An 8,925-nucleotide genomic window follows, 5' to 3' on the forward strand; every position below is an offset into this window, starting at 1 on the left:
TGTGCAGCCTCTCGCTTGAACTCCTGGTTGAAGGAACGTCGTGTTCTTCTTTTGGTCATTGGACACCTCGCTCAGGGTGGTGAGCATACCACCTACGCTGGTGTCCGGTTTCATTGGACCACTACAGATGGCTCATGTAAGAGAAAAGAACAGAGTACGTAAGGGACTGCCACAGGAAGATGGCCGTGGCGCCATCGCGTCACGCAGGGTAGGTGCGGTAGCGTGCTTCAAGCTTCATCTCAGGCAGAAGTGAAATGGTTGGAGCGGCTCCAACCGGTAGCAGTGGAGTTGTGGGAGCGGCTTCAGCCGCGATACGGCGCGAAGCGCCGCCGGCAGGTTAAGCCTGTTCGCGCTGATCTTACCCACTCATGGTGGACACCCTCGAAACTGCTCAACACATGGCGTTTCACCCTTAGCGTAGCGTTGATCCGCTTCATCCGGTTGGGCGGTTTCCGGCGTTTGTCTTTGGGATACTCAATTGAACGTTTGATTCTTGTTAATAGATTAAACGTGGAGAACGACCATGAAAAAAATAGTACTAGTGCTATCGCTGGTTTTATTCGCTTCGACAGCTTTTGCGCATGGTGGCGGTTGTCGTAAAGACAGCCCACCAGGTCAATGCTGTCACGCCGGCTCACAGCCATATCACTGCCATTGAATATTCGGGTGTTGTCAGCGCTTCGCTCCGGCTTGCCCCAGAGCGCGGCGCTGGCATTCATTTAGAGGGAGGAAACGATGACAGTTCTGGTAGTTGGCGCCAGCGGGGCAACCGGACGACTGCTCGTGGAAGATTTGCTCAGTCGCGGCCATAGGGTGAGAGCGATCATTCGGGCGCCTGGAAAAATACCGGAGGCTCTCAGGAGCCACCATCTATTGTCCATCGTTCACGCAAACCTCCTCGATCTCAGTGATGACAACATGACGCAGCACGTGAACGGTTGTACGGCGGTCGCATCGTGTCTGGGGCACAACCTGACCCTCAAGGGGATGTACGGATCGCCGAGGAGGCTCGTGACAGATGCGGTTCGTCGTCTGTGCGAGGCTGTTTGGGCCAATCGACCGCAGATCCCCGTTAGATTCGTGCTGATGAATACCGCCGGCAACAGCAACCGTGACCTCAATGAACCCGTTTCATTGGGCCACCGGAGTGTGGTCGGGCTGATTCGCCTGCTACTACCTCCACACATAGATAACGAGAAGGCCGCGGACTATCTGCGAACCAGCGTCGGTTCGAACGATAGCGCAATTGAATGGGTTGCTGTCAGGCCGGATACCCTGATCAATGAAAACAGCGTGACCGAGTATGCTGCACATCCGTCGCCTACCCGCAGCGCCATTTTCAATGCGGGCAAGACCAGCCGAATCAATGTCGCGCACTTCATGGCCGATCTGATCACCGACGACGACACATGGAGCAGATGGAAGGGACGGATGCCCGTGATCTACAACAAGGGATTTTCCTAGCCTACGACCAATCGCTGCTTTGCATCCAGCGTTGCATCTGCTTACTCTTGCCCCCCGAGGTCGCAGAGACGGCCGTGAACAACTACGCATGGGTACGAACGGACTACCACAGGAAGATGGCAGGGCGCCATCGCGTCGTGCAGGGTAGGGATGGCTGCGAAGCCATTGCCCGGCACATGGGTAAGATCAGTTATGCCGAATACGGCATAGAAAGTTAGACGGGAAACTCATGCATGTGCTGATTATTGAGGATAACCCCGATATCATCGCGAATCTGTACGGATATCTGGAACCACTTGGCTATACGTTGGACGTGGCGCGCAATGGCAATGCAGGTGTCTCCTGCGCAACGGGCTCCTTCCATGATGCGATCGTCCTCGATCTAACCCTGCCGGGTATGGATGGCGTGGAGGTATGCCAGACGCTCCGCCAGGAGTATCGGCTGGCGACGCCGATCCTGATGCTGACCGCGCGTGACACCGTGCAAGACAAGTTGACCGGATTCGAGGTCGGCGCCGACGACTATCTGGTCAAGCCTTATTCCCTCCCCGAACTGGATGCGCGTCTGAAGGCGCTGGTACGCCGTGCGCGCAACGAGCATGTGCAATCGGTCCTGGCCTTCGGCGATCTTCGACTGGACGCGAGTACCCGCCACGCCACACGCGCCGGCCAGTCGCTCGACCTGACGCCGACGGGTTACAAGATTCTCACCGCGTTGATGCGCGCTGCGCCGAAGGTAATGACGCGTGAAGCGATTGAGCGCGAGGTGTGGCGCGACAATCCGCCGGATAGCGATGCCTTGCGCACCCATATCCATACCCTGCGCCAGGCTCTCGACAAACCGTTCCCGTACCCGATGTTGCTGACCTTGCCGGGCACCGGCTATCGACTGACGGTGCCCGGTGAAGCCTAGACTTTCGCTCAAAAAGCGCATCGCGCTCAGCTACATCCTGCTGACCGTCACTGTGGCCGGCGCTTTCAGCCTGGTTTCCTATGTCTCCGTGAAGGTCATTGAGGAACAGGTCATCGATGCCCGACTCGCCAACATGGCGGACAGGCTGATCGACTTCCATGAACTGGGCCATGTGCCGGATGCGCCACCGGAAGTGCGCTTCCTGATCGACGCCGGTATTCCAGCCGAGTTGCGGCAATTGTCCGCCGGCTTCCACGAACTGACACTCGGCGACCGGCACGTTCATGCGCTGCTGCGCGACCACGGTACCAGTCGTTACGCCGTGGTCCAGGAGGTAGACGAACTCGAGCATACGGAACTGGTCATCCTCTTGGCGCTGGCAATCGGTTTTGCCGTCAGTGTCCTGCTCGCCGCCGTGCTCGGTGTGTTGAGTGCCCGGCGCGTGATTGCACCGGTAGCGACGCTTGCCGACGCGATCGAGCGTAACGCCGGTCCGGCTGAGCTGCCTTCCCTTTCCGCGCAGGATGAAATCGGCTCCTTGTCACGTGCCTTTGCCAAGCGCACCGACAAGTTGCAGCAGTTCTTGCAGCGCGAGCGGCTGTTCACCGGCGACGTCAGCCATGAATTGCGCACACCGTTGACGATCATGCTAGGCGCGGCGGAGGTGCTGGCCGCGCAACTGTCGGATCATCCGGCGCAATATGCGACTGCGGAACGCATCCGGCGCGTGGCCGATGAAACCGCACAACGGGTCAGCGCGCTGCTCCTGCTCTCGCGTACCCCGGAATCGCTGGATTCGCCGCGCATCGTTCTCAACACCATCATCGAGTCGGAAATGGAACGCTGCCGGCCCCTGTTGTACGGCAAGACGGTCCAATGCAAGTTGGACTGGACCGACCAGGCATTGGCCGACGTACGCCCCGAACTGGCCGGGATCATGATCGGCAACTTGCTGCGTAATGCCTGCCAGCATACCGACCAGGGCATGATTCTCGTTCAACTTACCGCTGGCCGTCTAGTGGTCGAAGATACTGGTACGGGAATCCCCCAAGTGGTGCGCGAGCGGCTGTTCGAACGATTCGTCCATGGCGACGACTGGTCGGCGCACGAAGGTATGGGCCTGGGCCTGTCGATCGTGAAACGCGTGGTCGATCATATCGGTTGGGACGTGCGCCTGGAGATTCCGCAAGCCGGGGGAACTCGCTTCGTCCTGACGTTTCCTGCTGTGGCCCAACCCTCTTAACGCGTCTTAACGTTTTCTTGACGGCCCTTGGTCTATCTTGCATGTCGATTTCACCGACGAGACCTCCAAGAGGATAACCATGAAGAGAACAATGATTGCCGTTGCCATGTCGTTGCTTTCAAGCACCGCCTTTGCCAGTGATGGCGCTGCTTGGGGCTATACAGGCGACATCGGGCCTGAGAATTGGATAAAGCTTAGCCCAGAGTACAGCTCATGCGCCGGGAGCAATCAGTCGCCCATCAACCTGACAGGGTTCATTGACGCCGAACTGGAACCGATTGCTTTTGATTATGAAGCGAAAAGCTCGGAAGTTCTCAATAACGGCCACACTGTTCAAATCAATGTGCTTCCCGGTGACACCATCACCGTCGATGGTATTGAGTTCGAACTAAAGCAATTCCACTTTCACGTGCCAAGTGAAAACCACATACATGGTGAGTCATATCCCATGGAAGGGCACCTCGTACATGCCGACAAGGATGGCAATCTGGCAGTCGTAGCGGTCATGGTGACCGAGGGAGAAGCCAACGATGCTCTTGCAAAAGCGTGGGCGCAAATGCCGGAGGAGGGTGAAACGGTAGCCCTGACGTCAGACATCTCCCCACTGGAAATCCTGCCTGAAAATCGTGATTACTACCGCTTCAATGGTTCACTGACAACACCACCTTGTACTGAGGGCGTGCGCTGGCTGGTGATGAAGCAACCGATTACAGCATCCAAGGAGCAAATCGAGGAATTCCTGCATGTGATGCATCATCCCAACAATCGTCCCGTGCAAGCGGTCAACGCTCGCACTGTGTTGGAATAATCGTCACAGCATCGAGTCAAGCGGGGCCGCTTACAGCGGCCCCTCTCTGCATGTCAATCTAGCCGACCCCCATTCCACAAGCTCACCACCGACGACCTGGCCGTCACAGCAGCGCACCGCGCCACGGCACCAATCCCGGACCTCGAGGAAATCGCCGCCACTCGCGGCGTCCATGTCGTCTTCGTACAGGCGGATGGCGACGTACCTGCCATCGACCATTGCTCTCCCCACAACGCCTGAAGCGAGCGAAGACGTGCTGCAGTCAATCCGGCCCTATAGACGCCATCAGGCGCTTTGAGAATGGCAACCGGGCGTACCCTTGCTCAGACTTTACTATTAGGCATTCCTCATGCTCTATTGGGGAAGTGAAGGTCGTTGAGGCGGCCAGTAGCAAGAATGAAGGGACAAGGGTACGAAGGGACTGCCGCAGGAAGATGACACGATCGCTATCGCAATCGCGTCATGCAGGGCAGGGGCGGTAGCGTGCCGAAAGTCTCACATGAAAACGGCACCAAGGCAGAAGTGAAATTGTGGGAGTGGCTGTAGCCGCGATGCGGTGCGAAGCACCGCCGGAAAGTTAAGCCCATGCTCCCTCGGCACGTTGGCTGATATCGTCCTCTTTGTCTTGGAGGCTTTGGGAGTCCGCGAGGCTATTGCTCAGCACATGGCACTGCACCGCCAAATGTTCCGGAAAAGTACCCACCTCAGCATCATGGTTTTGCATTAAGGAGGCATAGTGAAGAAGATTTCTATAGCTGAAAAGTTTACACTCTTTGATGAAGAGTGGACGCCGAAAATTATTGCTGAATCGAACGGTCATCTTGTGAAAATCGCGAAAGGCAGTGGCGAGTTAGTCTGGCACTCCCACGCCAACGAAGATGAGTTATTTCTTGTCTTCAAAGGACAGCTTACAATCAAGCTCAGAGACGAAAGCGTTGTCTTGGGTCCAGGAGAGATGTTCGTCGTTCCGAAGGGTGTAGAGCATTGTCCTCTTGCCGAGCCGGATACGCATTTCATGATGATTGAACCCGAGAGTACAGAGCATACGGGTAAGGACGAGACGGACGTCACCGTCCCCATCGAGAAGCAAGAATGGATCTAAAGCATAACCAAGTGCTGCAGACGGACTGTGGGCTTCCCCCCAATTCAGTGGACACGCATCGCTAACCTCTATGGAGAAGAGGTTTCAGGCCGGTGGCGAAAAACCAATAAATGTTAATTGGTAAGGACATGCAACCAGTAATTCAAGATGAAATTTCGGGCTGCGGTATTGCGGCATGTGCTGCACTAGCTGGTGTCTCTTACGCCGAAGCCAAGCGAGTGGCCAGCAATCTGGGGATATTTTCAGAGGATACAGCCTTGTGGTCTGATACGGCTTACGTCAGGACACTTCTTGAGGCATTCAAGCTATCCACCTCGCCCTCGGAAACCCCTTTTGAATCTTGGGATACACTGCCTGACCGGGCGCTTTTATCAATCAAGTGGCGATTAGAGCAAGGTCGCCCATTTTGTCACTGGGTCGTGTTTGTCAGGCAGGGTGGGCGTATCCTCGTGCTAGATTCCAAGAAGAGCCTGAAATCGCACATCCGTCAGGATTTCGGTCGCATGAAGCCTAAGTGGTACATTGAGGTACATAATTGATAATTCACGCCAGTACGAGGCTGATGGCCACCGGTCGCCCCTGATGGGCCGCTGCTGCGCTCCGCGTCAGGTGTCTCATTCTGCCTCATTCAGAGTTTCTAGCCATGCACACTCAGCTCGCCAAAGCCCAGAGATTCCGTGACCTTCACACCCGATCCGAGACTTTCCTGATGCCGAACGCCTGGGATCCGGGGAGCGCTCGAATGCTTGCGTCAAGTGGCTTCTCCGCCATCGCTACTACGAGTGCGGGCATTGCCTTTTCGCTTGGCCTTCCGGACTATGAAGGTGCCGTCTCACAGGCGGAGATGGTTGATTGCATCCATCGTATTGCCCGATCTGTGGAATTACCAGTGAGCGCCGACCTGGAAGCAGGGTACGGCACGGAGCCAGCTCACGTGGCCAAGACCATAGAACTTGCAGTTGCTGCGGGAGCAGTCGGCGGAAATATCGAGGACTTCACTGGAGATGCCTCCGCACCTCTGTACGATCTCACGCTCGCCACAGAGAGAATTCGAGCTGCGCGTGCCGCAGCCGATGCTAGCGGCATCCCGTTCACGCTGACAGCGCGCACGGATTGCTATCTCACGAAGATGGAGAAGCCATTCTCGGAGGCCGTCCGTCGGGCAAATAGGTACAGGGAAGCTGGTGCAGACTGTCTATTCGTTCCAGGCGCTTCTGATCCAAGCACAATTGCTGAACTCGTGAAGGAGATCGACGGCCCACTGACCGTTGTCATGGGTTTGAGGGGGTTGGCCCTCTCGGTTTCTCAACTACAGGACATGGGCGTACGGCGTGTCACTATCGGCGGAAGCCTGGCACGTGCCACGTACGGCCTCATACGGAAGGCATCGCAAGAGATGGCTCTTCATGGCACCTTCGAGTATTCGAGCCAGCAAATTCCAGATGCCGAGCTCTGCGCGTTCTTTTCCGGATACGCCGACGACAGATGACGCCTTCCTAGGCGTCGGGTCCCCGGTGAATGACAAGCCGCTCAGGTATAACCAGACCATGACAAATCCAAACAAACCCCTGTTCTGGCGCGATTCGCGTATGCCCCATGTGGAGCTGCGCAAGGTCGATGACGGCCGTAAGGTCTGCTATGCACCACACAGCCATACGCATTGGTCCCTGGGCGCCATCACCGAGGGTGAGAGCACGTTTCGCTACCGTCATGACCAGTACCACATCAATGCCGGGAACCTGGTACTGATGAACCCGGACTGGGTGCACGCCTGCAATCCCATCGACGACCAGCCCTGGGCCTACCTGATGCTGTATGTCGATGCCGACTGGTTGACACGCCTGCGCTACGCAGCGGCACTGCTCGAGGCGCCGCGCTGGCAGGATATTCCCACCGCAGTTATCGCAGACCCCGCCTGGTATGAAGGCTATTGCCGGATGGCCGCCTGCCTGCTGGACCCGCAGCGAGACCTGCTGGACAAGCAGACGGAAGTGGTCGAGTACCTCTCTGCCCTGATGCACGAGCTGGCCGGTCAGCCGGCCCAGCCCCTTCCAAAGGCCCCGGCTAGTCTGCGGGAATTGGCTGCCTACCTGGACGATCACGCGGCGGAAGAGATTTCCCTGGATGATCTATGCGATCGCTTAGGCTACAGCCCTGGCCATCTCATCCGTGCCTTCAAGCAGCATTTTGGGCTCACGCCCCATGCGTATCTGATCAATCGCCGGATCCAATTGGGGCAGAGTGAGCTCAAACGTGGCACGCCCATTGCCGAGGCGGCGCTGAATGCCGGCTTTACCGACCAGCCGCACTTTCAGCGCACGTTCAAGCGACTGGTGGCAGCCACGCCGAACCAGTATCGGCAGGCCTTACTCAACCAGCAGATAGACGCAGCTGGCGGCGAGCAATACCGCCAGGGTTCGGTTGATCGTGATCAGTACCGTGGGACGGTGGACATAGCGGCGCAGGAAGGCACCAGCGTAGACCCAGCTCCCCAGCGACAGCCAGCAGATGGGCAAATAGAGCAGGGCAAAGATGATGACCTGTTGTAGGTCGTTACCGCTGGTATAAGCCCCGATGCCCGAGGCCGAGGCCAGCCAGGCCTTGGGATTGAGCCACTGCATCAAGGCACCGGTCATGAAGCCCGGCGCTTGATGGTTGTCTCCCTCTGGCAGGCGACCATCATCCCGGGCCAAGCGAAAGCTCAGGTAGAGCAGGAACGCGACGCCGGCCCAGCGCAGCGCTTCCTGCAGCCCCGGCACGACCGTCAGCATCGAATAGAGCCCTAGCCCCACGGCAATGAATAGGGCGATAAACCCCAGAGTGGCACCAGTGACGAAGACCAGCCCCCTGGAAAGGGGATAGCGGGTACCGCTGCTCAGGCACACCAGGTTCACCGGCCCCGGTGAGATCGAGGCCGCAAGGGCAAACGCCGACATTGGCAGAATCATGGCAAGGCTCATCGTCACTCTCCTGGGTGGCAATGGCCGAAGTCTGCAATGGCGGTTGATCGCAGTATTGAACAAAATTGAGGTGCCCCGTTCAGCCGACTGGAGTTACCCAGGCTCAGTTGAACGTTGGGTTTTTCTACCATCTTGTCGGGCGTTACACCCTCCGTTCATCAAGGGGGCTCTGGCGATGGGCTCAGCCACTTACGAATGGATGCTGCTGCCGTCATCATTTCGATATCGCTATTAAGCCAGTCCCATAATCGCCATCGGTCGTTCGGAGGATGGCAACCGGGCGTATCCTCTCTCACACTTTGTTATTACTGTAGTGGTCCAATGAAACCGGACACCAGCGTAGGTGGTATGCTCACCACCCTGAGCGAGGTGTCCAATGACCAAAAGAAGAACACGACGTTCCTTCAACCAGGAGTTCAAGCGAGAGGCTGCACA

At 57.2% G+C, this 8,925-nt stretch carries 8 protein-coding genes and 1 pseudogene; 8 read left to right on the plus strand and 1 reads right to left on the minus strand.

The window, feature by feature from the left end:
• Positions 1-735: 735 nt before the first annotated feature.
• The 8 genes and pseudogenes from IE093_RS21895 to IE093_RS21930 form a co-directional block, all read left to right on the plus strand.
• Entirely contained in the window at positions 736-1,464 is a 729-nt protein-coding gene (locus tag IE093_RS21895; RefSeq protein WP_189473011.1) for an NAD(P)-dependent oxidoreductase, read from the plus strand.
• Between the two features lie 229 nt (positions 1,465-1,693).
• Entirely contained in the window at positions 1,694-2,377 is a 684-nt protein-coding gene (locus IE093_RS21900) for a response regulator transcription factor (RefSeq protein WP_189473013.1), read from the plus strand.
• Positions 2,367-3,620 (plus strand): sensor histidine kinase, encoded by a 1,254-nt coding sequence (locus IE093_RS21905; RefSeq protein ID WP_189473015.1) that lies wholly within the window; start codon positions 2,367-2,369, stop codon positions 3,618-3,620. Before IE093_RS21900 ends, IE093_RS21905 begins: the two co-directional genes overlap by 11 nt.
• Positions 3,621-3,699: 79 nt before the next feature.
• Positions 3,700-4,428, plus strand: a complete 729-nt coding sequence (locus IE093_RS21910; RefSeq protein WP_189473017.1) for a carbonic anhydrase — start codon at positions 3,700-3,702, stop codon at positions 4,426-4,428.
• A gap of 736 nt (positions 4,429-5,164) precedes the next feature.
• A complete protein-coding gene (locus IE093_RS21915) occupies positions 5,165-5,530 on the plus strand; it encodes a cupin domain-containing protein (RefSeq protein ID WP_189473019.1) in 366 nt (121 codons plus the stop codon).
• A gap of 110 nt (positions 5,531-5,640) precedes the next feature.
• Positions 5,641-6,069, plus strand: a complete 429-nt coding sequence (locus IE093_RS21920; RefSeq protein ID WP_422731013.1) for a hypothetical protein — start codon at positions 5,641-5,643, stop codon at positions 6,067-6,069.
• 104 nt (positions 6,070-6,173) lie between these two features.
• Complete coding sequence (locus tag IE093_RS21925) at positions 6,174-7,019, plus strand: isocitrate lyase/PEP mutase family protein (protein ID WP_189473021.1); 846 nt, start codon at positions 6,174-6,176, stop codon at positions 7,017-7,019.
• Positions 7,020-7,119: 100 nt separating this feature from the next.
• Positions 7,120-7,881, plus strand: a pseudogene (locus IE093_RS21930) (helix-turn-helix domain-containing protein); the annotation flags it as partial.
• A gap of 15 nt (positions 7,882-7,896) precedes the next feature.
• On the opposite strand, the gene IE093_RS21935 reads toward IE093_RS21930, so the two are convergent.
• Entirely contained in the window at positions 7,897-8,490 is a 594-nt protein-coding gene (locus IE093_RS21935) for a LysE family translocator (RefSeq protein WP_189473023.1), read from the minus strand.
• Between the last annotated feature and the right edge of the window lie 435 nt (positions 8,491-8,925).

The organism is Litchfieldella qijiaojingensis (assembly GCF_014651875.1).
GTDB classification, from domain to species: Bacteria; Pseudomonadota; Gammaproteobacteria; order Pseudomonadales; family Halomonadaceae; genus Litchfieldella; species Litchfieldella qijiaojingensis.

Coding starts and splice junctions, on each gene's coding strand:
- IE093_RS21925 (WP_189473021.1), top strand. CDS start 6,174: ATGCACACTCAGCTCGCCAAAGCCCAGAGATTCCGTGACCTTCACACC.
- IE093_RS21900 (WP_189473013.1), top strand. CDS start 1,694: ATGCATGTGCTGATTATTGAGGATAACCCCGATATCATCGCGAATCTG.
- IE093_RS21895 (WP_189473011.1), top strand. CDS start 736: ATGACAGTTCTGGTAGTTGGCGCCAGCGGGGCAACCGGACGACTGCTC.
- IE093_RS21920 (WP_422731013.1), top strand. CDS start 5,641: ATGTTAATTGGTAAGGACATGCAACCAGTAATTCAAGATGAAATTTCG.
- IE093_RS21935 (WP_189473023.1), bottom strand. CDS start 8,490: ATGAGCCTTGCCATGATTCTGCCAATGTCGGCGTTTGCCCTTGCGGCC.
- IE093_RS21910 (WP_189473017.1), top strand. CDS start 3,700: ATGAAGAGAACAATGATTGCCGTTGCCATGTCGTTGCTTTCAAGCACC.